The organism is Pseudomonas sp. ANT_H12B (genome assembly GCF_008369325.1).
Taxonomy (GTDB): Bacteria; Pseudomonadota; Gammaproteobacteria; order Pseudomonadales; family Pseudomonadaceae; genus Aquipseudomonas.
In genome coordinates this window covers 13889-39799 of sequence record NZ_VOBI01000001.1, presented here as the reverse complement: position 1 = coordinate 39799, position 25911 = coordinate 13889, and the positions used below count along the sequence as shown (strand labels likewise).

Here is a 25911-nt window from a genome sequence, read left to right as displayed (position 1 = left end):
CAATTCGTCTATCGTGCTGTACAACGCCACGTCCGGACGTTTCAGACCTCAAGCCACGGCCTCGCGGCTGTATTGAGCGAAACGCAATACTTGCTTTACGACGGCAGTTTCTTCATCGCCGGTACTGGAACGGGACAACGGGGAAAAGCCTGGCTCCTGGAGAACTTTCGGGCGTAAGCCATCCTTCAGCGCCAATGCCGAAAGAAACGTGATTTCAATGATTTAGCTAACGGCCAGACGCACACTGTATTTGACATTTACAGCCGTGGCCGGCAGGTTGGGAGCCCACCGAGGCTCACTGGATTGATTGAAGGTTATGTCTGGTTTTGTGAAAGGGGCATGAAAAAACCGGTGGGTGAATTGCTTACCTGAAAGTCATACAGTCACTGTTCAGACTTCTGCCGTTCATCGAGTTTTTTAGTGGAAATTCCTACAGAAGTGTTCCGCGTTATATGAAGGATGTTTCAATCCTTAGTTGTTTAATGAACTGTTTTCCACTTAAGGCCGTTTCGTTTGATTGACTTACCCGCTACCGACTCCATTCCCTCAAAGACCAACCCGCTGACCCTGTACCTGGCACGTCTGGCGCCCTCCAGCCAGTTGACCATGCGTTATGTGTTGCAGGACGCCGCTGACCGGTTGGGCTTTGAAGACATGAACGTCGAGGAGATTCCCTGGCACAACCTGCAACCGGAAGATGTCATCGCGCTGGTGGCCACCTTGCGCACCGACGGCTATGCACCGAACACCTCTTCGCTGTACGTCAACGCGGTGCGCGGGGTGATGAACGAAGCGTGGCGCATGAGCCTGATCAGTCAGGAACACCTGCTGAAAATGCGCTCGGTCAAGGGGATTGCCGGAACCCGGCTGTCACAGGGGCGCAACCTCAGGCGCACGCTGATCCAGGAAATGATGGCGGTCTGCGCTGCCGATCCACGGCCACAAGGGTTGAGGGATGCGGCGATCATCGGCATTTTGTATGGCTCGGGCATGCGCAAATCGGAATCGGTGAACCTGGACCTGAACCAGGTCGATTTCGCCGAGCGCAGCCTTCGTGTGACCGCCAAGGGCAACAAGCAATTGATCAAGTACGCACCGGCCTGGGCGTTCGCCAAACTCAATGACTGGCTGGAGCTGCGGCGCTCGCTACTGAAGGAGGGTGAAGTGGACGATTCGTTCCTGTTCAACCGCATCCGCCGCGGCAGTCACATCACCCGCGAGCGCATCACCAAGCACGCGATCTATTACATTGCCCGGCAACGGGGCGCGCAGGTCGGGGTGAAAATCATGCCGCATGACTTTCGACGCTCGTTCATTACTCGAGTGATTGAGGAGTACGACTTGTCGATCGCCCAGAAACTCGCCCATCACAGCAATATCCAGACGACAGCCAACTACGATGTGCGCGATGACAACGAGCGGCGGCGGGCGGTTGATCGCTTCGATCTTTGACGCACAGGTTCAGGCTTCGCTCAGGACATGCGCATGGCCGATCGTTGAGACGTGAACCGCGCTACCCGTGGGTGGCGCATACATGCCCGAACTGCGCACCATGAGTGATCGACCTGGCGGAGCCCCGAAAACAAGCGACTCTAGCTCCACGGTCACCGTGCAGGTATTGCCGCTGAAATCCCGCTCGGTCACCAACGCGCGACACCCGGCAGCCTCTGCGGGACCGGGCTGAATGCTGACCAGCTGCAACTGTTCGGGCCGCAACATGATCTGCGCTGATTTATTGTTCCTGTGGTTGTTGACCGGTATCCGACCCAGGTCGCAATGGGCCCAGCCCGCTTCAATTCTGGCGGGCATGACCACGGCTTCGCCGAGGAACAGTGCGGTTTGTTCGTCATCAGGGTAGCGGTACAGATCCAGTGGATGCCCCGATTGCACGAGCCGGCCTTGGCGCATCACTGCCAGCTGATCGGCGAATGACAACGCTTCGCTCTGGTCATGGGTGACCAGAATGGTGGTGACGCCAGCGTCAGCCAGCAGCCGCGCGACCAATTTGCGCATGGCGGCGCGCAGGCCTGTATCGAGGGCCGAAAACGGCTCGTCCAGCAACATCAAGCGCGGCTGTTGCGCCAACGCCCGCGCCAGTGCCACGCGTTGTTGCTGGCCGCCGGAAAGCTCATGGGGCCAACGGTTGACCATGTTTGCATCCAACGCCACGCTGTCCATCAACTCTGCGACTCGCTCCTGTTTTGCACGGCCCTTGATCGATAGCCCGAAACCGATGTTCGCGGCCACGGTCATGTGCGGGAACAGGGCGCCGTCCTGGGGAACATAACCAATCAAACGTTGATGCGCCGGCACCTCATGCGTGCTGTCGACGAGCGTTTGGCCATTGAGTGAAAGACGCCCCGTGTCCGGGAATTCGAAGCCGGCGATCATCCGCAGCAAGGTGGTCTTGCCCGAACCTGAAGGGCCGACAATCACCGTACGACTGCCCGTCGGTACCGACAGGCTGATGTTTTCCAGGGCTCGTTGGGAACCGTAGGTCTTGCAGATCGAGTGCAGTTCAAGAGCGTTCATCGGCCAGCCGTTCGTTTGGATTGGTGATAAAGAAGTCCGGTCAACGGAAGCGACAGCAAAATCATCAGCAGGGCGTAGGGTGCAGCGGCGGCGTAGTCGATTTCGCTGGTCATGGCCCAGAACCCGGTGGCCAGGGTGCGTGTACCGTTCGGGGCAAGCAGCAGCGTGGCGGTCAATTCATTGGTGATCGCCAGAAACACCAGCGCCGCGCCCGCGGCAGCCCCGGGTGCGGCCAAACGCAAGGTGATCAGCCACAGTGCCCGGGCGGGTGAGCGACCGAGACTGCGGGCCATGTTTTCCAGTTCCACCGGTGCCTGGGCGATACCGGCACGTAAGCTCACTAACGCACGGGGCAAAAACATCAGTAGATACGCGAGCAACACCGTAACGGTGGTCTGGTAAATCGGCCGGGCAAAATGAATCGTGATGGTCACCAGTGCCAGGGCCACGACAATGCCCGGCAACGAACTGGTGATGTAATTACAGCTTTCCAGGATTCGCTGCAGTCGGCCCGGTGAACGAATCGACAGCCAGGCAATCGGGATAGCCGCCAACGTGGTCAAAACAGCCCCCGAGACAGCCAACAGCAGTGTCTGCTCTAGCGCCGGCAACAGTTCGGTCATCTGCCAGACTTGCGTACCACCCGCGATCAGCCACTTGCTCAGGGTCAGCAATGGCACACCCAGCGCCAGTGCACAGGTGACGATTTGCAAGGTCAGTGCGAGTGCGGCTGTGTTCGCTTTCAGATGTACGACCCGCTGCTCGCGGGCACTTCCCGAACCGACCCGGGCATAACGCGCGTTGCCACGAGCCGCGGATTCGACGGTCAGCATTGCCAGGCAGCACAGCGCGAGCAGGCCGGCCAACATGTTGGCGGCAGGCCCGTTGAAGGTGGATTTGAACTGGTCGAAGATCGCCGTGGTGAACGTGTCGAAGCGGATCATCGCGTACAGGCCATATTCGGCCAGCAAGTGCAGGCCAACCAGCAAGGCGCCGCCGCAGATTGCCAGGCGCAATTGCGGCACCACCACCCGGAAAAATACCGCCCAGGGCTTGAGGCCCAGCGATTCGGCGACATCTTCGATGGCCGGATCGAGCCGGCGCAAGGTCGCTGCAATCGGCAAATACAGGAAGGGGAAGTAGGCGATCACCGAGACCAGAACCCCGGCGAACAACCCATGAATCGGTGGCACCAGACTGACCCAGGCATAGCTGTGAACGAAGGCCGGAACCGCCAGCGGCGCGGTCGCCAGCAGCGACCACCAGCGCCGTCCCGGTATGTCGGTGCGCTCGGTCAGCCACGCCAGCGCCAAGCCCAACGTGACGCACAAGGGAATGGTGAGCACGACCAGCAACACGGTGTTGATCAGCAACTCGCCGACCCTTGGCCGCAATGCCAGCGGCACAAGGGTTGCCCAGCCCGTCTGGAAGGATACGCCGATGACGAAGGCAATCGGCAGTAGCGCCAGCAGCGAAACCAGCGCCGCCGTACCGATCACCCACGCGCCACCGCGGCCTGCAAAGAGGCCGTGGGATCTTCGGCGCAAGTTCGCGGGTATCGCCTCGGCAACATTCGCTGGCAGGGTTTCAGGCATCAATTAAAGCAGCCCGGCCTGAGTCATCAGCTCCACGGCTTTTTTACTGTCGAGTTTTGAGGCATCGACTGTTGGCGCGTCGAGTTGCGGCAAAGGCACCAGTTTTGAGTTGGACTCAGCGTTCTTGCCCACGGCGTATTCAAACGAGTTACCGGTTTTAAGGATGGCCTGGCCGTCTTTGCCGGTCACCCACTTGAGGAATGCCTGGGCTTGGTCCTTGTGTTTGCTGGACGCCAGAACGCCGCCGCCGGAGAGGCTGACAAAGGCGCCCGGATCCTTGTGTTTGAAGTAGTGCAAGGCGGTGTTCTTGCTGTTTTCACCAGTCTTGGCCTGATCGCCGAAGCGGTAATAGTGATAAATCACGCCGCTGTCGATCTGACCGGCATTGACCGCTTTAAGCACCGCACTGTTGCCTCGGTACGCCGTAAAGTTGGTTTTCATCCCTTTCAACCATTCGAGGGTCGCGGCTTCACCCTTGAGTTCGAGCACGGCGGCGACGATGGCCTGAAAGTCGGCACCGGCCGGCGACGCGCCCCAGCGACCTTTCCAGTCCGGACCGGCAAGGTCCATCAGCGACTTGGGCAACTCGGCTTCAGGCAGTTTGCTCGGGTTGTAGACAAACACCGTGGAACGCGCGGCGATCCCCACCCATTTGCCATGAGCCGGGCGGTAGGCTGCGTCAACCTGTTCCAGGGTTGTCGGCGCAACCGGTGCAAACAACCCCGCGTTGTCGACCAGCACCATCGCCGGGGAATTTTCGGTCAGGAACACGTCAGCCGGCGAGGCGGCGCCTTCTTGCACAATCTGATTGCCCATCTCGGTGTCGTCGCCATTGCGCACGGTGACCTTGATGCCGGTTTCCTTGGTAAAGCCCTCGATCCAGGCTTTGGTCAGGCTTTCGTGCTGGGCGTTGTAGACCACAATGCCGTCGGCATCGGCCGCATACACGTGACCGGCGCTCAGCAGCGCGGTGGCCAACAGTGCTTTTTTCAGGAAAGAAGGGATGTGAGAAATCATGCAGTGACAGCTCCTGTTTTTTTTAGAATCGAGCACGCAGATTCGACAGAACCAACGGGGAAGGTCGTCGATCAGTGTAGATCAATACGAATCATTTGCATGTTTAAGGCGCGGCAAATGTAAAGGCCCCAACGAGAAAAAAACGACAAATCACTGGACCGATGGACATCCTTTTTGTGTTCCGCCAGCGGCCTGGCTAATAAGCGCGGCCAAGCGTTTGACGTTGTTTTGTTGCGCCGCCACCAACTCATCGATGGAAGCGCCTGAAGGCGTCTGCAAAGTGCTGCGGCAGGTGAGGAGCCCAGCATCACCCTCGCTCAGATTGCGCAGGCGCCACTTGACGTCGATCAATGCATATTGACCGGGAATCGAATCAAACCGCTGCACGTCTAACCGCACCGACACGTTGCGCCGAGGATTGCTGTTGACCATTTGATCGATCAGCGCGCTGCGCAATTCATCCACCAGACTCGCGGCCCACCACTCCGTTTCGAGAATCGCCATGCCACTGTTGCCCTGGCGAATGACGATCTGTGGACGATCGACCTGGGGCGGGACGCTGATGCCCTCAATCTGGATTTCCGCACCGCTGTTGCGCGCAGCAAGGCCCGGTTGCGCCGGAATCAGGGTATGAAACTGAATCGGATCACTGCGACAAGCGGCGAGCAGCAGCAACGCAGCGACCAAGGTGATCTTCAGCGGAAAAGCCATGGGTGATGCTCCTGTGGTCATTTGCGTGGTGGCCCTTGCAGATCCATTGGCGCGGCATTGTCGGGTCGGCCGCGGATCAGCGATTCCGGATGCCGTCCCAGGTAATCCGAGAGTTCACGCAAGGAGCGCGACATGCGTCCGAGTTCGTCCAGGGTCTGGGTCAACTGTTCACGTTGCGGTGAGTCTTCGGCAAGCGTCGAACTGGCCGATTGCAGGGTCTTGCTGACGTCCGCGAGGGTGGTCTGCACGCCGGGCAGGGTCTTGGCGTTGAATTGGGCAAGCCCTTTGCGCAGTTCGACGAGGTTGCTGTCGAGGTTGCCGGCTATGCGCTCGATCGGCAATTGGTTGATCTTGTTGACCATGCCTTCGAGTTTTTCCTGCAACTGTTCCAGGCTGCCAGGAATGGTCGGGATAGAGACCGGCCGGGCAGTCGGATCGAACACGACTTTCTCCGCTTTGGGGTAGAAGTCGAGCGCGATGTACAGCTGACCGGTCAACAGGTTGCCGCTACGAGCCTGAGCCCGCAGGCCGTTGTCGATGAAGCTGCCGATCAGGCGTACGCCCGCGGCTTCGTCTTCGGGGTCATGCTTCAAGACCTTGAGCATTTTGATGTGGGCCTGTCCGAGCCGTTGCGGATAGATCACGATGCCGACATTGACCGGGAAACTGCGTTTTTTCGCGTCGAAATCCAGATTGACCGACACGACTCTGCCGAACTCGATGCCAAGGAATTCCACCGGCGCCCCGACTCTGAGCCCGCGCAAGGCCTGATCGAAACGCAAACTCAAGAACTGTCCCTTGCCGCTGGGCGGGGCGAGGGCGGTTAGCTGATCTTCGAACAGGTCGAACGCTTTTGCCTCTGCGGCCGGTTGATCGTTGGGGCTGTATTCCGGAGCGCGGAAGGCGATGCCGCCCACCAGGATGGAAGATAGCGACTCGGTTTTCACCGAAAAGCCGTTGGCGCCGACATTCACGTCGATCCCGCTGGCGTTCCAGAACCGCGTGTTTTCGGTGACGTAAGCATCATTGGGCGAATGAATGAAGACTTCGATGTTGACCCCTTTGCCGTCCGCATCCAGGGCATAGGCCACCACCTGGCCGACCGGAATCTTGCGGTAATAAACCGGGGAGCCGATATCCAGCGAACCGAGGTCCTGGGTATGCAGGGTGAAACGCTTGCCCGGCTCGCCATAGGTAATGGGTGGCGGGTTTTCCAGACCGGTGAAGTTTTTTGCGCGGGCGTTGGACTGGCCGATGTCGGCGCCAATGTAGTCGCCGGACAGCAGGGTATCGATCCCCGAAACCCCGCCGGCGCCGATACGCGGTCGCACCACCCAGAATTGCGAGTCTTCACGGGTGAAACTTTCCGCTTGCTTGGCCAGTTTGATCGTGGCGTTGACGCTTTTCTGATCGTCGCTCAGTTCTACGTCCGAGACTTGGCCGATCACCACGTTGCGGTATTTGACCTCGGTCTTGTTGGCGGTCAGGCCGCTACCGGTCTTGAACGTGACGGTGATGGTCGGGCCTTCCTGCATAAGGCTGTGCACGACAAGCGAGATCCCCACCAGCACGGCCACAATTGGCACGATCCATACCAGCGATACGCTGAAACGACGAGTCTTGATCGGGGCGTGGCCGGGGGCTTGCGGCCCGTCAGTGGCTTGCGACTTCATCCGTGACCTCCTCGTTTTGTGGGTTTTGCTGTTCTTTTTGCCAGATCAGGCGCGGGTCGAAACTCATCGCTGACAGCATGGTGAACACCACCACCAGACCAAAAAACAGAATGCCCGGGCGCGGTTCGATATCGGCCAGGGCTTGAAACTTCACCAGTGCGGCCACCAGCGCCACCACGATCACATCGAGCATTGACCAGTAACCGATGAGCTCGACGAAACGGTACATTTTTGACCGCTCCTTGCGCGCCCATTGGCTGCCGCGCTGAACGGTCACCAGCAGCAGCGTCAGGGCGACGAACTTGATGCCCGGCACCGCGATACTGGCGATAAAAATGATCAGGGCGATGTCCCAGGCGCCGTGCTGCCAGAACTCCAGCACGCCGCTCATGATCGTGCTGTCGGCGCCGTTGCCGACCATCTGGGTGTTCATTACCGGCAGCAGATTGGCCGGGACGTAAAACGCCAGGGCAGTGAACATGTAGGCCCAGGTCCGGGCGAGCGAGTTGGTTTTGTATCGATGCAGCGGCGCGCCGCAACGCTCGCATTCGTGGGGTTCGAGTGTCATGTCACAGGCCAGCCCGCAGCTGTGACACAGGCACAGATTAAGTTCGCTCGCCACCGGAGGCCTTTTCATAACGTGTCCCACAGGTCACGGACGTCGCGCCCGGCGATACGGATCATCATCAGGCTGAGAATTGCCAAGGCAAACAGACCGATGCCGGGCAACACATCCAGCAACCCGGCGAGTTTGATGACGGCGACCATTGCGCCCAGCAGACAGACCTCCAGCATGCTCCAGGGCCTGAGGGTTTCCAGCCAGCGCATGCAGAACCTGAATCCGGGAGAACGTTGGTGTGCGAGGGCGAAGCTCAGGACCCAGATAAGCAGCACCAGTTGGAAAATCGGCGCGATGATCATCGCGATCGCCGCCACCATCGCAATGAACGTGATGGGTCCGTGGCTCAGGGCCAGGACCGAATCCCAGAGCGTGGCGCTGTTTTTCAGGCCTTTGAGGCTGATGCTCATCACCGGATAGAAATTGGTGAAAATCCATACCACCAGCGCGGTGAAGCTCAACGCCAGACGCTGCTCCACCGTCAGACCGTTATAGCGCTGAAGCACGCCGCCGCAGCGTGTACAGAGGGTTTTCTGATGTTTGGCGAGCGTGACTTTTTCATACACGCAGTCGCAGTGCTCGCAGATGATCAGCTGTTCAGTCGTTGCCATAGGCCAAGCTCGACAGGAGGCAGGAAGTGATGAGCACTCCCTCAATATAGAAGTGCCTCACGATTGAGCAAATCGAAAGACTCAAACGATCAGTTGGGGGAGGGCGTCAGCCAAGCAACTCGCGCAGGCGATACCAGAACATGCCGAGGGCCAGCAGCGGCGAACGCAACATCGGGCCACCGGGGAAGGTCATGTGCGGCACGGCGCTGAACACGTCGAAGCCTTGACTGTGTCCGGCATGGATCGCTTCGGCCAACAGCGTCGCGCACCAGTGGGTCACGTTCAGGCCATGGCCGGAGTAACCCTGGGCGTAGAACACGTTCGGATGCTGGCTCAAACGCCCGACCTGGGGGAAGCGATTGGCGGAGATGCCAATCTTGCCGCCCCATTGATAGTCAATGCGCACGTCCGCCAGTTGCGGGAAAACCTTGAGCATTTGTGGCCGCATATAGGCCGCTATATCTGCCGGATCCCGCCCGGAATAATGGCAGGCACCTCCGAACAGCAAGCGCCGGTCCGCCGAGAGCCGGTAATAATCCAGGCCGACTTTCTGGTCGCACAGCGCCAGGTTCTGCGGGATCAATTGCGCTGCAACCTCAGGCGCCAACGGTTCGGAGGCAATGATGTAGCTGCCCGCCGGGAGCACCTTGCCGCTCAGGTGCGGTTCGAGTTCTTCCAGGTGCGCGTTGCAGGCCAGCACCAGGCTGCCGGCGCGAACCGTGCCACCGGCACAGCGAACCTGAGTGGTAGGGCCATGGATCAACTCCAGCACCGGGCTCTGCTCGAAGATCTGAACGCCGAGGGATTGCGCCAGCCGCGCTTCGCCGAGGACCAGATTGAGTGGGTGCAAGTGCCCTGAACCCATGTCGATGAGGCCGCCGGCATAGACATCGCATGCCACCACTTGCTGGCGGATCTGCTCGGGTCCGACGAGCCGGGTTTCATGGGCGTAACCCGACTCGCGAAGCCCCTCGTGTTCAGCCTTCAGTCTTGCGAACTGCGCCTTGGTGTTGGCCAGTTCGCAGAAGCCCCAGCGCAGGTCGCAATCGATGGCGTGTTCGCGGATGCGATTGCCCACGACTTGCACCGATTCGATCCCGGCGCGCTCCAGATAACGCACGCCTTCCTGCCCTACATGGCGGGCGAAACCGCTGACGTCGTGACCGATACCGCGAATCAACTGACCACCGTTGCGCCCGCTGGCGCCCCAGCCGATCCGCCGGGCTTCCAGCAGGATCACCGAGAGCCCGCGCTGGGCCAGTTCGATGGCGGTGTTGACCCCGGTGAAACCGCCACCGATCACGCAGACATCGGCCACCCGGTCCGATGCCAGCGTGGGGTAGGGCGCCATTTCATTAACCGACGCGGCGTAATAGGAGTGAGTATGTTCGTTGCTGTACTGATTCATTTGTTGGATTTCACTTTGCTCCAGGAACGGGTCATCAGACGCATGATCGCCTGGGGCGGGGTGGTCGAGATGTACAGTTTGTCGAGGACTTCTTGGGGAGGGTAAACCTCAGGGTTGTTCACCAGTTCGGCATCCATGTACTGCTTGGCGGCCGTGTTCGGGTTGGCATAACCGACCGAGGTGCTGACCTTGGCAATCACTTGTGGATTAAGCAGGTAATTGATGAAGGCGTGAGCTTCTTTCGGGTTGCTGGCGTCTGCCGGAATCGCCAGCAGGTCAAACCACAGGTTGCTGCCTTCCTTGGGAATTGAGTAGGCGATGTTCACGCCGTTCTTCGCTTCCTTGGCCCGGTTGGCGGCCTGGAACACGTCGCCCGAGTAACCGAAGGCCACACAGATGTCGCCGTTGGCCAGGTCCGACACATATTTGGAAGAATGAAAGTAGGTGACGTAAGGACGAATGGTCAGTAGCTTGGCTTCGGCTTTCTTGAAGTCCTCAGGATTCTCGCTGCGCGGATCCATGCCCATGTAGTTCAGGACTGCCGGAAACACTTCATCGGCCGAATCCATCATCGACACGCCGCACTGGCTGAGTTTCTTCAGGTTCTCGGGTTCGAAAAACACCGCCCAGGAGTCGATGCGATCGATGCCCAGCACTTGCTTGACCTTGTCGACGTTGTAGCCGATGCCGTTGGTGCCCCACAGGTACGGTACCGAATGCTCGTTACTCGGGTCGTTTTTCTCCAGCAGCTCCAGCAGTTTCGGGTCGATGTTTTTAAAGTTAGGCAGCTGCGAACGATCAAGTTTGAGGAATGCACCGGCCTTCACCTGTCGGGCGAGGAAGTGGTTGGACGGCACCACCACGTCATAGCCGGTGCGACCGGCGAGCAATTTGCCCTCCAGGGTTTCGTTGGAGTCGAACACGTCGTAGATCACCTTGATCCCGCTTTTCGCCTGGAAGTCGACGAGGGTGGTCTCGCCGATGTAATCGGTCCAGTTGTAGACGCTCACAGTGGGCTCAGCCTGAGCAACGGCGCTGCACAACAACGTCAACGCGAGCGGAACCACTGATTTCAATAGACGCATTTCGACACCTCTTGTCGTTATTGGATTCTTCCGGAGTTTCTTTGGTGTTCTGGCGGCCGTCTTCGCGAGCAGGCTCGCTCCCACAGGGGAATGCATTCCAAATGTGGGAGCGAGCCTGCTCGCGAAGGGGCCCGTGCGGACAAATCAGGTCTCAGACGCTGAGCAGCAGGAACTCACGCTCCCAGGAGCTGATCACGCGCTTGAAGTTCTCGTGCTCGGCGCGCTTGACCGCGACATAACCGCGAACGAACTTGCTGCCCAGATAGCGCGATACGGTTTCGCACTCTTCCATCTGCCTCAGGGCATCTTCGATGGTGATCGGCAGGCGCAAGTTGCGGCGTTCATAAGCCCGACCCTGCACCGCAGCGCTCGGCTCGACGCGCTCGACCATGCCCAGATAGCCACACAACAAACTCGCCGCAATAGCCAGATAAGGGTTGGCATCGGCCCCCGGCAAACGGTTTTCCACGCGCATCGAATCCGGGGTGGACGTTGGCACGCGCAGACCGACCGTACGGTTTTCTTCGCCCCATTCGACATTCACCGGCGCCGAGGTGTCCGGCAGGAAACGTCGGAACGAGTTCACGTTGGGTGCAAACATCGGCAACACTTTGGGAATGTACTTTTGCAGCCCACCGATGTGGTGCAGGAACAGCTCGCTCATAGTGCCGTCGGCATGGGCGAAGATCGGTTGGCCGGTGGCAATGTCCACCACGCTCTGGTGAATGTGCATGGCGCTGCCAGGCTCATCACCGATCGGTTTGGCCATGAAGGTAGCGGTCACATTATGTTTGAGCGCCGCTTCACGCAGGGTGCGTTTGAACACGGTGATCTGGTCGGCCAGATCCAGTGCGTCGCCGTGACGGAAGTTGATTTCCATCTGCGCCGGGCCGTCTTCGTGGATCAGTGTGTCGAGGTCCAGGCCCTGAAGTTCGCACCAGTCATAGACGTCTTCGAACAGCGGATCGAATTCGTTGGCGGCGTCGATGGAAAACGACTGCCGGCCGCTTTCCGCACGGCCCGAACGACCCAGCGGCGCCTTCAACGGCAAGTCCGGATCTTCGCAGCGCTGGGTCAGGTAAAACTCCATTTCCGGCGCGACAATCGGCTTCCAGCCTTTGTCGGTGTAAAGCTGCAAGACTTTCTTCAACACGTTGCGTGGCGACAGCTCAATGGGGTTGCCGAACTTGTCGAAGGTGTCGTGAATCACAATGGCGGTGGGCTCGATGGCCCATGGAATCACGTACACCGCGTCGGCCACGGGTTTGCAGACCATGTCGATATCGGCCGGGTCGAGCAGGTCGTAGTAGATGTCGTCGTCGACAAAGTCCCCGGTTACCGTTTGCAACAGCACACTTTCCGGCAGGCGCATGCCTCGCTCATGCAGGAACTTGTTGGTGGGTGCAATTTTGCCGCGCGCAATGCCGGTCAGGTCGCTGACGACACACTCGACTTCGGTAATCTTGTGATCTTTCAGCCACGTGAACAGCTGATCGAAAGGGACATTCATAGAGACCTCGTTATTGGTTTTATTGACGCCGGGGAGGCTGGTTTCATCCACCACACACTTCCCCCGAGGCGCGTTGACGACTATCTTGGGCGAGCCTTGCGGTTCCATCTATCCACTTTCAACAGCACCAAAACGCACCAAACGAGTGCGTAAGGTCTCCCATGACAACGTGCAACGCCTTACAAGTTCAAGCGTTCAATACCGCCGATGTGGTCGAGCAAATCCGCGCCACGCCGGGTTGGGTGCAGCATTACCAGCAGATGTCACCGGGGCATTTCGCCGGACGGGTGCGCTATCTCGACCTGCAAGGCGTGGAGATTTACGAGGAGCACATGAACACCCGGGTCGAGCAGAATTTCAGCGCCCCGCAAGGCTCGCTGGCGTTTTGTTTCGATCGCAGTGACAACTCGCTTTACGTCCTCAATGGTGAAAGCCGCAACATCTGGATCACCCCGGAGAACTACCAGGAGATCGCCGTGGTGTTCGGCCCGGACTTCGTGCAGCGTCATGGCCTGAATGTCGCCATGCTTGAAGGGTTGTTCATGGCGCCACTGAATTCGGGACAGAACGCGCTGTTCAGCCGCTGGCTGAGCGGGACGTTGACCCGGCTGGCGCAGACGCTGGACCCGCCAAGCAAGGAGGCGTTGACTCAGCAGTTGCTGGAAGACTGTCTGTACATCCTCGACAACGCCTGTGTTTGCCTTGATCGCGGTGGGTTACAGCGCCGGACCGAAGAGCGCTCGGTGATGAAGCGCATTGGTGAATGGGCGGCTGATTCGCCGGAAGAAACCCTGAACCTGTTGCAGCTTTCCCAGGTTGCCGGGGTTTCCCTGCGTCAATTGCAGCATGCGTTCAAGGCCTACACCGGTATGACGCCAACCCATTGGCTACGCTTGCGCCGACTCAACAGCGCCCATCGTGAATTGCTCAGCCGTACACCGAACGAAACCACCGTTGCCGAAGTGGCGATGCAGTGCTCGTTCTGGCATCTGGGGCGGTTTTCCAGCAGCTATCGGGCGTTGTTCAAGGAATTGCCGAGCGAAACGCTCAAGCGTACAAGCCGGCACCCCTCGTAATGTTTCAATCCTGTGACCGGTGTTACCTGTCTGCACTCTTTTCGTGTCGGCAGGCTACCCGATGGGGCGTTTTGCCCCGTTCTCCTAAGCCGGCAAACGGCTTTGTCTACGCTCTAAATCATCAATAAATCAATCGAATCAAGCACCTGAATGGCATTCGCGGAAGATGGCATGCAATGTGCTTTTTTGGCTTTATGGATAATTGGATACAAAAATACAAAAGGTGCACCTGATGAAATTTGCCCCTGTCTACACCGAGCGCCAACCCATCACCGCCGAAGAGGAGGCCTACAACTTTCTTCTTGAGGCCATCTGCAAAGGACGTTACCGCACCGGGGAGCGGCTGATTGCCGAGGACATCGCCGGTGAAATCGGCATGAGCCGAATGCCCGTTCGCGAAGCGTTCCGGCGTCTGGATGCCGACGGCCTGGTAACGCTGCGGCCCAATCGCGGCGCCATCGTCCGGGGCTTGAACATCGACGAAATGCGTGAGGTTTTCGAAATGCGCAGCGCCCTGGAAGGCCTCGCCATCCGGGTGGCCGTGACGAAACTCTCCGAGCGCCATTTCAGCCATCTGGAGCGTTTGCTCGATGAGATGGACGACTACCGCGAAGACGGCGCCGAGTGGGTCAGCCGTCACCGCGCCTTCCATGAATACCTGTGCAGCCTGAGCGAAAGACCCCGGCTGATGCGGCAGATTTCGGCGCTGTATTCGGTGATCGAACCGCACATGCGCCTGTGGCTGCAGCACGCCGACAAACTCCGTAGCGCCCGGGATGAACACGCCTCGATTGTCGCCGCGTTGCGTTCAGGTGACCCGGACAAAGCCGCGACGGTGGTCTGCGAGCACATCGAAGGGACGATTCCGCGATTGATTCAGTTTCTTGAGGCTCATCAATAAAAGGGCCTTTTTGCCAAGCGATTTTGCGGTTGTTGTGACCTTGAGTAGCACCTCGTTACCTGACATAACTGGGAGTATTGCCATGCACAAGCCTTGCGCGTTAGCTGCTGTTCTTGCCTTAAGTCTCTGCTCACAATGGGCGCTGGCCGTCCCCGAACTTTCCGAACGATTAAGCAAGAGCGAGAAGATCGTTTATTGCTCCGGGATGGACTCGCCACCCCTGGTGTCTTTCGACATGAAACAAAAGCCCGTCGGTCTTCAGGTGGACATGGGCGAGGCGATTGCCAAGCGCCTGGGCGACAAGAAAGTCGAATGGCGCATCTCTCCTTTCGCCGGCCTCATCCCGGCGCTGCTCGCGCAGCAATGCGACATGATCGTCGATCAACTGTTCGATAAGCCCGAACGCCGCGAAGTGATCAATATCGTTAATTTCATGTACTCCAGTCAGTCGATCGTGGTGCCCAAAGGCAACCCGAAATCAGTGAGCACGCTGGAGGACCTGTCGGGCCTGAAGGTCGCGGTCAGCAACGGTTCAACGATCCGTGTGCTGCTCGGCAAGGAGAACGAAAAACTCGAAGCGGCCGGCAAGGCGCCGATGAAACTGGTGATCTACAACGTCGACGCCGATGCCTTCCAGGCATTGCGCATCCATCAGGTGGACGCCTTCGGCACCACAGTGGAGTCCGCCGGGCACTATCAACAACTCGCTCCTGACCTGTTCCAGTCGGCAGTGCCGGCGTTCAACCGGATTCTTACCGGGTTTGGCGTGCGTAAAGACGATCCGCAGCTGACGGCTGCCTTGACCGAAGTCCTGCAAGGCATGCGCGCTGATGGCAGCTACGCTGCGCTGCTCAGCAAATGGCATGTCGACAGCGACAAACTGGACTGAGGACCGACTCGATGAATTTCAATTGGGATGTGTTCTGGCAGTACCTGTTGCAGCCCAGCGATGTCTACTTGACCGGGCTCTGGCTGACCTGCCTGATTAGCGTATCGGCCATGCTGCTGGGTTGTGTGTTGGGGCTGGTCGCGGCGTTGATGAAGTTGTCGCGTAATCCGTTGTTGCAGTACCCGGTGCGTTTTTACGTGTGGCTGATGCGCGGCACGCCGTTGCTGGTGCAGATCGTTTTTCTGTACACGGCACTGGCGGCCGGGGGGATTTTTCGCTTCGAAGACCTGGACCTGGGCTGGTTCATCGTGCCCGGCAATATCCAGGCAGCGATCATCGCACTGGGCCTCAACGAAGGCGCGTACATGGCCGAGATCATCCGTGCGGGCATCGGCGCGGTGGACAAGGGCCAGTACGAAGCCGGGCGTTCCCTGGGCATGACCTTTGGCAAATTGATGCGGCGCATTGTGTTGCCTCAGGCGTTCCGGGTGATCGTGCCGCCGCTGGGCAACGAGTTCAACGTGATGCTCAAGAACACCACGCTGGTCAGCGTTATCGGTGTGCAGGAGCTGCTGCTCAGTACACAAATGGTGACATCGGCGACCTTCCGGGTGTTCGAGTTGTATCTGGTGGTCGCCATTTACTTCCTGGTGCTGACCACACTCTGGGGCTTTTTCCAGCGTTGGCTTGAAGCGCGTTTCGGGCAGTCTGATCGACCGGCAGCGGCCGCCAGTCGAATGTTCGGCCGCAACACCATGAAACTGTTGAGAGGGCGTTGAACATGGCGCACATGAGTGAAGAACTGGTCATCGAAGCGCTGGATATTCACAAGTCCTTCGGTGATCTGGAGATTCTCAAAGGCATCTCGTTGCAGGTTCGACGCGGTGAAGTGGTGGTGCTGATCGGCGCCTCCGGTTCCGGCAAAACCACGTTTATCCGCTGCATCAACTTGCTTGAAGACATTCAGTCCGGGCAGATCCGCGTCAGTGGTCAGCCCATGGGTTATCGCACCCGGGCCAACGGCAGCCTGGTACGGGACTCGGAGCGCAATATTGCCCGACAGCGCCGGGACATCGGCATGGTGTTCCAGCGCTTCAACCTGTTCCCGCACATGACGGCACTGGAAAACATCATCGAAGCGCCCATTCATGTGCTGGGTGTGTCCCGCCCTGCGGCACTGGAACAGGCGCGGGCGCTGCTCAAGCGCGTCGGGCTGGCCGAGAAGGCCGATCACTACCCATCGATGTTGTCCGGCGGTCAACAGCAGCGGGTGGCCATCGCCCGGGCATTGGCGATGAAGCCTCAGGCGATGCTCTTCGACGAACCCACCAGCGCCCTGGACCCGGAGACCGTTGGCGAGGTCCTGCAGGTGATGAAGGAGTTGGCCGAAGAGGGCATGACCATGGTGGTGGTGACCCATGAAATGGGCTTTGCCCGCGAGGTGGCCGACCGAGTGGTGGTGCTCGATCAAGGTGAGTTGATTGAGCAAGGCCCGCCCGAGCAGATCTTCAGCCAACCGCGTCATGCCCGTACCCGCGCCTTTCTCAGTCGGGTGTTGTGAGCCCGAAAAATTCCTTTTGTGTGAGTCCTGTCATGTTTAAATTTTCTGCCCATGAGTATCCCTACGCCTCGCAACGTCAAAGTGTTTTCGCAAAACGCGGCATGGTCGCCGCCTCCCAGCCACTGGCCGCCGAAGCGGGGATTGAAATCATGCGTCGGGGTGGCAATGCCATCGACGCGGCGATTGCCACGGCCGCGGCGTTGACGGTGGTTGAGCCGACCGGTTGCGGCATTGGTGGCGACGCCTTTGCGCTGGTCTGGACGCAAAACAAGTTGCACGGTTTGAATGCCAACGGCTCGGCACCGCAAGCCCTTAGCATCGACGCGGTGAAAGCCGCCGGCCACGAAAAAATGCCGTTGCATGGCTGGACCCCCGTGACGATTCCGGGCTGCCCGTCGGCCTGGGCCGAGCTTTCCAAGCGTTTCGGGCGTCTGCCCTTTGCTGATTTGTTGCAACCGGCGATCAGCCTGGCGCGAGATGGCTTCCCGGTGTCGCCGGTGGTTGCCCTGCAATGGCAAGCCGCGCTGGAGGACTTCACCCCGAGCCGCAACGAAGTGCTCGACAGCTGGTTCGAGACCTTTTTGATCGATGGCCGGGCACCCCGCGCCGGCGAGATGTTTCGCAACCCGGCCCAGGCCCGGACGTTGTCGGAACTGGCGACCACAGGCTGCGAAAGCCTATATCGCGGCGCTCTGGCGCAACGGCTGGATGCGTACTCCCGTGCCACGGGCGGTTATTTGCGCGCCGATGATTTACAGGATTATCGCGCCCAGTGGGTCGACCCGATCAAGGCCAATTACCGGGGCTATGACGTCTGGGAGATTCCGCCGAGCGGTCAGGGGCTGGTCGCATTGATGACCTTGAAGATTCTGGAGGGTTTCGACTTCGATCACCGCGACAGTCAGCAGACCTGGCACCGTCAGCTTGAGGCCATGAAACTCGCCTACAGCGACGGTCTGCACTACATCACTGACCCGGAGCATATGCGAGTCGCGGTCGATGACTTGCTCAGCGAAACCTATGCCGCGCACCGTCGGGCACAGATCGGCGATCAGGCTGTGGCGCCGCAACCGGGCGACCCGCATGCCAGCGGCACGGTGTACCTGGCCACCGCCGACGCCGAAGGCAACATGGTTTCGTTCATCCAGAGCAACTACCACGGCTTTGGTTCCGGCGTTGTGTTGCCCGACAGTGGCATCGCCCTGCAAAACCGCGGCGAAGAGTTCAGCCTCGATCCCGGGCATTCGAACTGTCTGGCGCCGGGCAAGAAGACCTTCCACACCATCATCCCGGGGTTTCTCAGCAAGGATGGCGTGCCGATGGGGCCGTTTGGCGTGATGGGCGGCTACATGCAACCGCAAGGGCACGTGCAGATGGTCATGAACCTGGTGGATTTCGGTCTGAACCCGCAAGCCGCGCTGGATGCACCACGCTGGCAGTGGCTGGGAGGACTGAAGGTCGGTATCGAGCAGGGCGCTTCGCGGGATATGGCCGCAGCCTTGGCGCGGCGCGGGCATGAGGTGCAAGTGGCGTGTGACTTGACCAGTTACGGGCGTGGGCAAATCATCTTGCGTGATCCTGATACCGGCGTGTTGTGCGGTGGCACCGAGCCGAGAACGGACTCGCATATCGCGGTGTATTGAGCCCATCGATCAGGCGACGGGCGCAGGTTTCGCCAGCTCTATGCCGGCTGCGCCCAGCCGCTTCAATATCTCAAACAGCAGATCGCTTTTGGTCGTGCCCACGATTCTCGGGCTGCTGACGTAGCCGGTGACCGTCAACGTGATGCCTTCGGGGGAGAGTTTGCTGAATCGGACAAACGGGGCCGGTTTATCAAGGATGGTCTCGTGTTCACGATAGGTGTCGTACAACAGGTTTTGTACTTGCTCGGGGTTGATGTCCAGAGGGAACATCAGTTCGAGTGTCGCCACACCTTGCGCACTTCCGCCCAACGTTACGTTGCGCAAGTTTTGCGAGATCAATTGAGAGTTCGGCACGATGACAATCGAGCGGTCGCTGAGTTGTATTTCGGTGGCCCGGACATTGATTCGCCGGATGTCACCTTCCACGCCGCTGATACTGATCAAGTCGCCGACCTTGACCGGACGTTCGGTCAGGAGAATCAGGCCGGAGACGAAGTTTTTGACGATTTCCTGCAAGCCGAAACCAATACCCACCGACAGGGCGCTGACGATCCAGGCGAGGTTGGTCCACTTCACTCCCAGTGACGACAACGCCAGCAGAAAGACCAGGACGTAGCCGATGTTGGCGAAGAGTGTGCTGAGGGAGGCACACATGCCGGGGTCCATGTCGGTTTTGGGCAGGAATTCGTTATCCAGCCACCGGCGCAGAGAGCGAATCAGGTAGATACCAATCAACAGGGCCAGCAGCGCGTTAAGCAAGTGGCCCGGGATGATATTCAGCTTGCGCAAGCCATCACCGCCGAGGATGGCGAACGTTTGGGTGACCAGTTGCCCGAGTGTCGTTCCTACGCCACCCACAAACAGTGAAATGACGGCGAGCAGCAATAGTGCAGCCCGACCCACGCCGGACAAAATGATCGACACTTGCTCAAGGCGCACATCGCCAATCCCGAGCAATTGTTTAAGTGCTTTTCCGCTGGGGCTCTTGGGTGAAAACAGGTATTCACAACTGTCTTTGAGCAGCTGAATGAGCAAGTAGAAACCGGACAGGATGGTGAACCCCCAGACCAGTTCATAGGTGATGAACCTTGCCAGGGATATATAGCCGATCAACAGCGCAAACAGCGATGCCACAATCGCAATGCTGGCGAAGGAATAAATCAGGCCGGCGAGGGTGGTACTCGATTCCGGAGCTTCACCGGTAGCCGCCACGGCTCTTCGGGCTTTGCTGGCATGCAGGAATAAAGCACCAATAATCAGCGTGACAACGAGCGCGATAAAGCCTCGACCGAAGAGTATGGCCGGGGTGCTCATCCCGGTGACATTGGAGATTTGCGCCAGCCCTACCAGCACCAGAAGCGTTGCGGCCAATAGTCTGGGAAAGGGTTTCATCGCCAGTGCGACGGGATCGGCGATGGACGGTAGCCGCCAGGAGGGATGCTGGATCGACAGCAGCGCCCGGCTTAAACCGGTGATCAGGACGCAGGTATAGAAGAGTTTTTCGAATTCATCGGCAAAGTTTTGCATCATGGGTGACAACGTCAGCTGTCGAGTGAGTGCATAAAACAGCAGGTGCATCGCGCAGGCGGCGGTCAATACCGTGGCCACGACTGTCGCCAGTGCAAGCGAACTGCGACGCAAACGTCCTTCAGGCATTCGGTGAATGCACACCCAGGTCAGCCCGCGCTCCGCGAACCTTCGACCCCAGGTCCAAATAGCCAGGGCCAGCACAATCAGTGCCGTGGTAAACAGACCTTCGCCGGGTTGCCAGGCGGTTTTGATGACGCTGCCAGCCTGCTCGAAGAAGGCGCGTAGCCGCTGACGGTCCTCTAATGGCGGGTTGAACAACGGTGCCCAAAACCCCGGCCCCAGGATACTGCCGCTGCGAAGCGTGACTTCGGTTTCCAGAAGGTTACGGCGAAAGCCGACAATCTGAGTGATGAGGTCGGCAGCACTTGCTCTCAGCGCGGCCAGGGTTTTCAAGGTGGAATCGACTGTTCTCTTTTGTTCGGAAAGATAGACCCTTTGGGTCGCAATATCAGACTTCTCTAACGCGACATCGCCTGCCGATTCGGGGCCCAAAACGTCAAGCTGGGCTTGTAATTGCTTCTGTTCGGGCAGCAGCGATGACTGCAGGCTATCCACATCACTGATAAACAATTGAACCGAATCTTGCAGACCGACCATCTGGGTCAGGTTATTGGCGAGCGAAGCCTGTTGCTTGATCCGGTCAAGCCGAATTTGCAGTGCTTGCAGATCACTCTGGGAGACGGCAAAAGACGATACGCCTGGCGTGGAAGTTGAAGGCACTGGCATATCGGCGGCCGACACGACTCCGCAACCCGGTCCCAGCAGCGTGAGCGCGACGAAAATCATTAACTTCAATGCATTACGCATAGGAGTGCTCGGCTCTATTGTTAATCGCTCAACCTATGAGGTTAGGTCATCAGGCCAAAACGACCGAAAAGAATCGTTTGGACGGGCAAGGTCACTCAAAACCGGGGAGGAGGGCGAGTGATGGGTGATCTACACTCTTTGGTGCTGAATCAAGCCCGGAATCAGTCGTCAGCTGTCTACCGACCCAGTGTTCTTGCAGAGTGCCGGGCCCTGTCGGAGGTCATCATGAGCAAGCTGTCATTCATAAGCCTGTGCGTCGCATTGTCGGTTTCGTCGACCCAGGGATGGGCGGAAACCGTCGTGCCGCTGAAGGGGCAGACTTCGCAACAAATCCAGCTGGATATCAATGATTGTCATAGCGTGGCGGCCAGTCAGAGCTCATCTCCGTACTCACCCCAGCCAGCTTTCGCGTCAGGAAGTGCGTCGCACCCATCCATTGTTTGAGCGTCCCGAAGGGATGCTCAACAGTCCGTTTTCGGACTCGCATCATCTCCGGTGCATTGCTCAGCCGGGCCTGCATTTCCTCCAGTATAGCTTCATGTTCCCAGCGTCGAATTCGTCGTTCCGTGCTCGGGGTGCATTGCGACTTCAACGCGCAACCCTGGCATTTCGAACTCCAGTAACGATGCAACTTCAGGCCTTTTTCAACGTAGGAGTAGTGCCAGATCAGCGCCTCGCCAGCCGGACAAATGTATTCGTTTTTTGCCGCGTCACAGATGAAGGCATCGTTATTGAAACGCCCGTCAGCCTTGGCTCCAAAGGTCATCGGCTTGGGCGCATAGGCGGTGATGCCTGCATCGTGACAAGCCAGGATTTGTTCGCTTTTGAAGTAACCTCGGTCAGCCACTACCGACAACGAACCTGACGCCATCGCCTCGCGGGCCTGCTTGGCCATCGAGCTGAGTTGATCGCGGTCGGAACCGACGTTGGTCACTTCATGCGCAACGATCAAATGGTGCTGCGTATCGACCGCTGTCTGCACGTTGTAGCCGACGATTCCTGTGCCGCGCGTCATCATGGAGCGGCTGTCTGGATCGGTCAGTGAGACCTGTTTATCCGGCGATTCATTGAGCTGGATTTCGATCGCCTGAAGCTCCTTCATTTGAGTTTTGAGCTTGGCGATTTTCTCTTCCAGCCGCACGGCATTGGGCTCGGAAGCTGTTGGTTCTTGCCGATCGACAGCATCGAGTGCCGCCAGGTAACGGTTGATGCTTGATTCAATTTCTTCCATGCGCCGTTTCAGTTTGGCGCTGGTGAAATTGCGGTCGCGGTTGTTGACTGCTTTGAATTTACTGCCATCGATGGCGACCAGATGTTCTCCGAACAGTCCCAACTGCTGGCACAACACAACGAACTGGCGACAGACCCCTCTGATGGCTTTGCTGTTGTCTTTTCGGAAATTGGCGATCGTCTTGAAGTCCGGCATCAAACGCCCGGTCAACCACATCAGTTCGATGTTGCGTTGGGCTTCTCGCTCCAAACGTCGGCTCGACTGGATGCGGTTGAGATAGCCGTAGATGTAGATCTTCAGCAGGATCGCGGGGTGGTAAGCCGGCCGGCCAGTATCGGCTGGGATGGCACCGTCAAAACCCAGCTTGACCAGGTCGAGTTCGTCGACAAAGACGTCGACTACACGCACCGGATTGGTATCGCTGACGTAGTCGTCGAGGTTCTCGGGAAGTAAGGTGCCTTGGCCTCGATGTTCACCTTGGATAAAGCGCTTCATGGGCGATCCCTGCGATGAAATCCTCAGAAATCATAGCAAGGGTTCGCGGAGGCGTTTTTACACACTCTGGACCCATTGCGGCCATTCACGGCAGCCATTTATTGGCCAAAACTTGCCCATTTTTAGGCCCCGAGCACGAGATGGACAATTAGCGCATCCAGGCACGAAGAGCTTCGAACTCAATTGGGTTCGGATGGCGCAGTCGGGCGGCTAAAGATTCCTCTTCGTCTTGAGAAATGAAAGCTTTGACAATTTTCGGGATACTTCGAGGCCCAGCTAGGTAGTTCATGGCAACACACTGTCGACTGAAAATAGACTCAAGAAGTGCATAATCTGCGGGTAGTAGAGCCGATTGGATCAATGCCACTTCACTTTTCAGTGCAACACTGAAGTCTGCTCTAGGTGGTAGCCAAGATAGATCTCTAGCGACGCGCACGTATTCCCTTGTCACGAACGAAGAGATATCGGCATGGGCAAGTGGGGATGGCTGTGCAAAATGAAGTACCTGAGCAATCCCCGAAGCGCCGTTTTCCAATCGAACCACGCAATAAGGCTCACCACCGCCTGTAGCCGCAAAGGGAAGAAAGGTTCGACCTTGCTGGTCATCAGGATTAAGCCACTCATTGATTTCTCGCTCGGCCTGTTCGGCATCAAGCCATATAAAATCTTCAAGGCTACTCAGTGCTGCCGTTGCTGGATGCGTATGTGCTATTCCCATGAGAGTCGCGAGGCGTTCAGGAAACTCAATGTCTATATTGCGCGCAAGCCTTTGAAAGGCCTCTACAACCGCAACGTCTTTTCCATATTTCAAAGTGACAGGCGCTCCGCATCGGTAGCAGGACGTTTGAAGTTTCGGAATTCATCTCAGCTTTCCGGCCGTTTTCAAAACGCATCTTAGGCTGTTTATGCGAGTCCCAAAAGGCGAGAGGTTGCGGACTGGCGGTGCCAATCACTCTGAATGGAATGTCCGCTTCTGGCCGATTTCTGCCTGTCACGAGGGGCAGAAATCGGCCAATAGCGGACTGTCCGCTCGGCCAGAACCTAGCCGCGCTTTTCATCTGGCGACTCGGACTGACAACCTTCGAATGCTTCGTTAACCCCCTAATGCCGTCACATTCATCTTGTCTGGGTCGCTGGCATCCGCCGGCGCTTTAAACCTTGCGGCGTCTCTGGCAGGCGGCAACCCGAACAAGCGTGCGTACTCACGGCTAAATTGCGAGGCGCTTTCGTAGCCAACAGTGAATGCGATGGCGGCCGCGTTGTGTGTTTCGAATAGCAGGAGCCATCGCGCTCTGAGTAGGCGCAGGCGCTTTTGGTATTGGATCGGTGTCATTGCGGTAATGGCTTTGAAGTGCCGATAGAACGCCGCGACGCTCATGTCGGCCATGGCCGCTAAAGGTTCTACACGAAAGGGCTCGGTGTAGTGCTCGCGTATCCATTGGGTAGCTCGGCGGACCTGTGAAACTCGGCCATCCGGGCGAGCTATCTCGCGCAACATCTCCCCAATGGGCCCTTGAAGCGCGCGAAACAAAATCTCGCGTTCGATCATCGGGGCAAGCACCGGCGCCTCATCGGGATGGTCAATCAGGCGCAGCATGCGCAACCAGGCATCAAGCATTTCAGTGGGCGCCGCAACAGGCGCGAAGCAACTGGGGTGAGGCTGACTTTCCGTTTTTGGTCTGTCCGCCAGCAACAACGCGATGATGCTGGGGTCCAGGGTCAAGCTGATGGCGAGATAGGGCTCGTCCGGCCCGCCTGGGTAAATCTCCCCGGTAGCCGGTACATCAATAGGCACCACAAAATACGTGGCCGCTCCGTAACTCAGCACCTGGTCGCCAATGGACAAGGTTTTCGAGCCTTGCAGTACGAGGTGCAGCATCGGCTGGTAAACCTGGCTGGCACAGGCCTCGGCATGGACCATCGCCACACGTGGCAACCCGGTTTCCGTCCACTGGCTTTGAGCACGCATCACGATGCTGCGCAGTTCATTCATGGTGTCGTTCATGCGAGTGACGATGGCGTAGACCGGTGTGTAAAGCAATGCAGGTGAGAAGAATAGGCAAGGGTGCGAGAAGAACCGGCAACGGCTTTACGCGGCGCCGAGCCAATACTGATGGCAAGCAGCGTTAGGCCTTCGAGACTGACCGGAGGCCAATAACGGACGCTGCGTCACTTGCCACTTTAGAAAGGTCTCCTATGAAACTTGAAGGAAAAATCGCGGTAGTAACGGGCGCTTCCAAAGGCATCGGTGCTGGGATTGCCAAAGCACTGGGCGCAGCTGGCGCCACCGTCATCGTCAATTACTCCTCCAGCAAAGACGACGCGGAATCGGTGGTCGCACATATTCAAGCACAAGGCGCGAATGCTGTTGCCATACAAGCGGACATGAGCAGCGGCGCTGACGTGACGCGCCTATTTGCAACCGTTGCCGCTGACTTCGGCAAGCTGGATATTCTGGTGAACAACGCGGGTGTTGCCGTATTTCAAATGATTGAAGACTTAACCGAAGAGGCCTTCCATAAGCAGTTCAACCTCAATGTGCTCGGCTATCTGCTGGCGGCGCGCGAGGCTGTGAAACTGCTGGGCACATCCGGCAGCATCATCAATATCAGCTCAATCCTCAGCACCGACCCCTACCTTGCTTCGAGCGTTTACTCGGCTACCAAAGGCGCAGTCGATACGTTGGCCTTCGCGTTGGCTAGAGAGTTGGGGCCACGGGGTATTCGGGTTAACTCCATCCTTCCAGGCCATACCAACACACCTGCCACAGACGGCAATTTCGCCGGTGAATTTGGCGAGCAACTTATCGCCGGTACGCCGTTGCGTCGCTTTGGCGAGCCTGAGGACATTGCGCCGCTTGCCGTGTTCTTAGCGTCCGAAGATGCCCACTGGGTGACAGGTGAATCCATCCGGGCATCCGGTGGTGTGCGCGGCGTGGGCTACTAACGTCTGCCGAA

21 protein-coding genes and 2 pseudogenes are annotated in these 25911 nt (G+C 58.3%); 9 read left to right on the top strand and 14 right to left on the bottom strand.

Going from position 1 to position 25911, the window contains the following annotated elements; all coding sequences use genetic code 11:
- The first annotated feature begins 513 nt into the window (after window positions 1-513).
- Window positions 514-1452, top strand: coding sequence for a tyrosine recombinase XerC (xerC, locus tag FQ185_RS00205; RefSeq protein ID WP_371926591.1), 939 nt, complete (start codon window positions 514-516; stop codon window positions 1450-1452).
- Between the two features lie 9 nt (window positions 1453-1461).
- On the opposite strand, the gene FQ185_RS00200 is transcribed toward xerC, so the two are convergent.
- From FQ185_RS00200 to FQ185_RS00155, 10 genes are all read right to left on the bottom strand, one after another.
- Window positions 1462-2532, bottom strand: coding sequence for an ABC transporter ATP-binding protein (locus FQ185_RS00200; protein ID WP_149415675.1), 1071 nt, complete (start codon window positions 2530-2532; stop codon window positions 1462-1464).
- Window positions 2529-4127, bottom strand: a complete 1599-nt coding sequence (locus FQ185_RS00195; protein WP_149415674.1) for an iron ABC transporter permease — start codon at window positions 4125-4127, stop codon at window positions 2529-2531. The genes FQ185_RS00200 and FQ185_RS00195 overlap by 4 nt, the downstream gene beginning before the upstream one ends.
- A 3-nt stretch (window positions 4128-4130) precedes the next feature.
- Entirely contained in the window at window positions 4131-5144 is a 1014-nt protein-coding gene (locus FQ185_RS00190) for an iron ABC transporter substrate-binding protein (RefSeq protein ID WP_149415673.1), read from the bottom strand.
- Between the two features lie 150 nt (window positions 5145-5294).
- Window positions 5295-5855, bottom strand: coding sequence for a membrane integrity-associated transporter subunit PqiC (locus tag FQ185_RS00185; RefSeq protein WP_149415672.1), 561 nt, complete (start codon window positions 5853-5855; stop codon window positions 5295-5297).
- 17 nt (window positions 5856-5872) lie between these two features.
- The gene (locus tag FQ185_RS00180; RefSeq protein ID WP_149415671.1) at window positions 5873-7528 is read right to left on the bottom strand and encodes an intermembrane transport protein PqiB; all 1656 of its coding nucleotides are present in this window, start codon (window positions 7526-7528) and stop codon (window positions 5873-5875) included.
- Window positions 7509-8165 carry a paraquat-inducible protein A gene (locus FQ185_RS00175; protein WP_149415670.1) on the bottom strand — a complete coding sequence of 219 codons (657 nt, stop codon included), beginning with the start codon at window positions 8163-8165 and terminating at the stop codon, window positions 7509-7511. The genes FQ185_RS00180 and FQ185_RS00175 overlap by 20 nt, the downstream gene beginning before the upstream one ends.
- Window positions 8162-8758: a paraquat-inducible protein A gene (locus FQ185_RS00170; protein ID WP_149415669.1), complete on the bottom strand. Its 597-nt coding sequence runs from the start codon at window positions 8756-8758 to the stop codon at window positions 8162-8164. The genes FQ185_RS00175 and FQ185_RS00170 overlap by 4 nt, the downstream gene beginning before the upstream one ends.
- A 106-nt stretch (window positions 8759-8864) precedes the next feature.
- The gene (locus FQ185_RS00165; RefSeq protein ID WP_149415668.1) at window positions 8865-10166 is read right to left on the bottom strand and encodes an FAD-binding oxidoreductase; all 1302 of its coding nucleotides are present in this window, start codon (window positions 10164-10166) and stop codon (window positions 8865-8867) included.
- Entirely contained in the window at window positions 10163-11251 is a 1089-nt protein-coding gene (locus tag FQ185_RS00160) for a polyamine ABC transporter substrate-binding protein (RefSeq protein ID WP_149415667.1), read from the bottom strand. Before FQ185_RS00160 ends, FQ185_RS00165 begins: the two co-directional genes overlap by 4 nt.
- Before the next feature lie 151 nt (window positions 11252-11402).
- On the bottom strand, window positions 11403-12761 hold the full coding sequence (locus FQ185_RS00155; protein WP_149415666.1) for a glutamine synthetase family protein: 1359 nt from the start codon (window positions 12759-12761) through the stop codon (window positions 11403-11405).
- A gap of 161 nt (window positions 12762-12922) precedes the next feature.
- On the opposite strand from FQ185_RS00155, the gene FQ185_RS00150 reads away from it, so the two are divergent.
- The 6 genes from FQ185_RS00150 (at window position 12923) to FQ185_RS00125 (ending at window position 18831) form a co-directional block, all read left to right on the top strand.
- Window positions 12923-13837, top strand: a complete 915-nt coding sequence (locus FQ185_RS00150; protein ID WP_149415665.1) for a helix-turn-helix domain-containing protein — start codon at window positions 12923-12925, stop codon at window positions 13835-13837.
- Window positions 13838-14069: 232 nt separating this feature from the next.
- Window positions 14070-14738, top strand: a complete 669-nt coding sequence (locus tag FQ185_RS00145) for a GntR family transcriptional regulator (RefSeq protein WP_149415664.1) — start codon at window positions 14070-14072, stop codon at window positions 14736-14738.
- An 82-nt stretch (window positions 14739-14820) separates the two neighbouring features.
- Window positions 14821-15627: an ABC transporter substrate-binding protein gene (locus FQ185_RS00140; protein ID WP_149415663.1), complete on the top strand. Its 807-nt coding sequence runs from the start codon at window positions 14821-14823 to the stop codon at window positions 15625-15627.
- Between the two features lie 11 nt (window positions 15628-15638).
- Window positions 15639-16406: an amino acid ABC transporter permease gene (locus FQ185_RS00135; protein ID WP_149415662.1), complete on the top strand. Its 768-nt coding sequence runs from the start codon at window positions 15639-15641 to the stop codon at window positions 16404-16406.
- 2 nt (window positions 16407-16408) lie between these two features.
- Window positions 16409-17188, top strand: coding sequence for an amino acid ABC transporter ATP-binding protein (locus FQ185_RS00130; protein ID WP_149415661.1), 780 nt, complete (start codon window positions 16409-16411; stop codon window positions 17186-17188).
- A gap of 32 nt (window positions 17189-17220) precedes the next feature.
- Window positions 17221-18831: a gamma-glutamyltransferase family protein gene (locus tag FQ185_RS00125; RefSeq protein ID WP_149415660.1), complete on the top strand. Its 1611-nt coding sequence runs from the start codon at window positions 17221-17223 to the stop codon at window positions 18829-18831.
- Between the two features lie 9 nt (window positions 18832-18840).
- Here the strand turns inward: FQ185_RS00125 and FQ185_RS00120 are convergent, their stop codons facing one another.
- Window positions 18841-21228: a DUF3772 domain-containing protein gene (locus tag FQ185_RS00120; protein WP_149415659.1), complete on the bottom strand. Its 2388-nt coding sequence runs from the start codon at window positions 21226-21228 to the stop codon at window positions 18841-18843.
- Window positions 21229-21453: 225 nt separating this feature from the next.
- Here FQ185_RS00120 and FQ185_RS30935 point away from each other — a divergent pair.
- Window positions 21454-21651, top strand: a pseudogene (locus FQ185_RS30935) (hypothetical protein); the annotation flags it as partial.
- Here FQ185_RS30935 and FQ185_RS00110 read toward each other — a convergent pair.
- The 3 genes and pseudogenes from FQ185_RS00110 to FQ185_RS00100 form a co-directional block, all read right to left on the bottom strand.
- Window positions 21605-22954: pseudogene (locus FQ185_RS00110) on the bottom strand (IS1182 family transposase); the annotation flags it as partial. The pseudogenes FQ185_RS30935 and FQ185_RS00110 sit on opposite strands and share 47 nt — an antisense overlap.
- 148 nt (window positions 22955-23102) lie before the next feature.
- Window positions 23103-23765 carry a hypothetical protein gene (locus FQ185_RS00105; RefSeq protein WP_149415656.1) on the bottom strand — a complete coding sequence of 221 codons (663 nt, stop codon included), beginning with the start codon at window positions 23763-23765 and terminating at the stop codon, window positions 23103-23105.
- A 282-nt stretch (window positions 23766-24047) separates the two neighbouring features.
- Window positions 24048-24947, bottom strand: coding sequence for an AraC family transcriptional regulator (locus tag FQ185_RS00100; RefSeq protein ID WP_178113477.1), 900 nt, complete (start codon window positions 24945-24947; stop codon window positions 24048-24050).
- Between the two features lie 203 nt (window positions 24948-25150).
- On the opposite strand from FQ185_RS00100, the gene FQ185_RS00095 reads away from it, so the two are divergent.
- Window positions 25151-25900, top strand: a complete 750-nt coding sequence (locus tag FQ185_RS00095; RefSeq protein WP_371926590.1) for a glucose 1-dehydrogenase — start codon at window positions 25151-25153, stop codon at window positions 25898-25900.
- The last annotated feature ends 11 nt before the right edge of the window (window positions 25901-25911 follow it).

Coding starts and splice junctions, on each gene's coding strand:
- FQ185_RS00200 (WP_149415675.1), bottom strand. CDS start 2,532: ATGAACGCTCTTGAACTGCACTCGATCTGCAAGACCTACGGTTCCCAA.
- FQ185_RS00195 (WP_149415674.1), bottom strand. CDS start 4,127: ATGCCTGAAACCCTGCCAGCGAATGTTGCCGAGGCGATACCCGCGAAC.
- FQ185_RS00190 (WP_149415673.1), bottom strand. CDS start 5,144: ATGATTTCTCACATCCCTTCTTTCCTGAAAAAAGCACTGTTGGCCACC.
- FQ185_RS00185 (WP_149415672.1), bottom strand. CDS start 5,855: ATGGCTTTTCCGCTGAAGATCACCTTGGTCGCTGCGTTGCTGCTGCTC.
- FQ185_RS00180 (WP_149415671.1), bottom strand. CDS start 7,528: ATGAAGTCGCAAGCCACTGACGGGCCGCAAGCCCCCGGCCACGCCCCG.
- FQ185_RS00175 (WP_149415670.1), bottom strand. CDS start 8,165: ATGAAAAGGCCTCCGGTGGCGAGCGAACTTAATCTGTGCCTGTGTCAC.
- FQ185_RS00170 (WP_149415669.1), bottom strand. CDS start 8,758: ATGGCAACGACTGAACAGCTGATCATCTGCGAGCACTGCGACTGCGTG.
- FQ185_RS00165 (WP_149415668.1), bottom strand. CDS start 10,166: ATGAATCAGTACAGCAACGAACATACTCACTCCTATTACGCCGCGTCG.
- FQ185_RS00160 (WP_149415667.1), bottom strand. CDS start 11,251: ATGCGTCTATTGAAATCAGTGGTTCCGCTCGCGTTGACGTTGTTGTGC.
- FQ185_RS00155 (WP_149415666.1), bottom strand. CDS start 12,761: ATGAATGTCCCTTTCGATCAGCTGTTCACGTGGCTGAAAGATCACAAG.
- FQ185_RS00150 (WP_149415665.1), top strand. CDS start 12,923: ATGACAACGTGCAACGCCTTACAAGTTCAAGCGTTCAATACCGCCGAT.
- FQ185_RS00145 (WP_149415664.1), top strand. CDS start 14,070: ATGAAATTTGCCCCTGTCTACACCGAGCGCCAACCCATCACCGCCGAA.
- FQ185_RS00140 (WP_149415663.1), top strand. CDS start 14,821: ATGCACAAGCCTTGCGCGTTAGCTGCTGTTCTTGCCTTAAGTCTCTGC.
- FQ185_RS00135 (WP_149415662.1), top strand. CDS start 15,639: ATGAATTTCAATTGGGATGTGTTCTGGCAGTACCTGTTGCAGCCCAGC.
- FQ185_RS00130 (WP_149415661.1), top strand. CDS start 16,409: ATGGCGCACATGAGTGAAGAACTGGTCATCGAAGCGCTGGATATTCAC.
- FQ185_RS00125 (WP_149415660.1), top strand. CDS start 17,221: ATGTTTAAATTTTCTGCCCATGAGTATCCCTACGCCTCGCAACGTCAA.
- FQ185_RS00120 (WP_149415659.1), bottom strand. CDS start 21,228: ATGCGTAATGCATTGAAGTTAATGATTTTCGTCGCGCTCACGCTGCTG.
- FQ185_RS00100 (WP_178113477.1), bottom strand. CDS start 24,947: ATGAATGAACTGCGCAGCATCGTGATGCGTGCTCAAAGCCAGTGGACG.
- FQ185_RS00095 (WP_371926590.1), top strand. CDS start 25,151: ATGAAACTTGAAGGAAAAATCGCGGTAGTAACGGGCGCTTCCAAAGGC.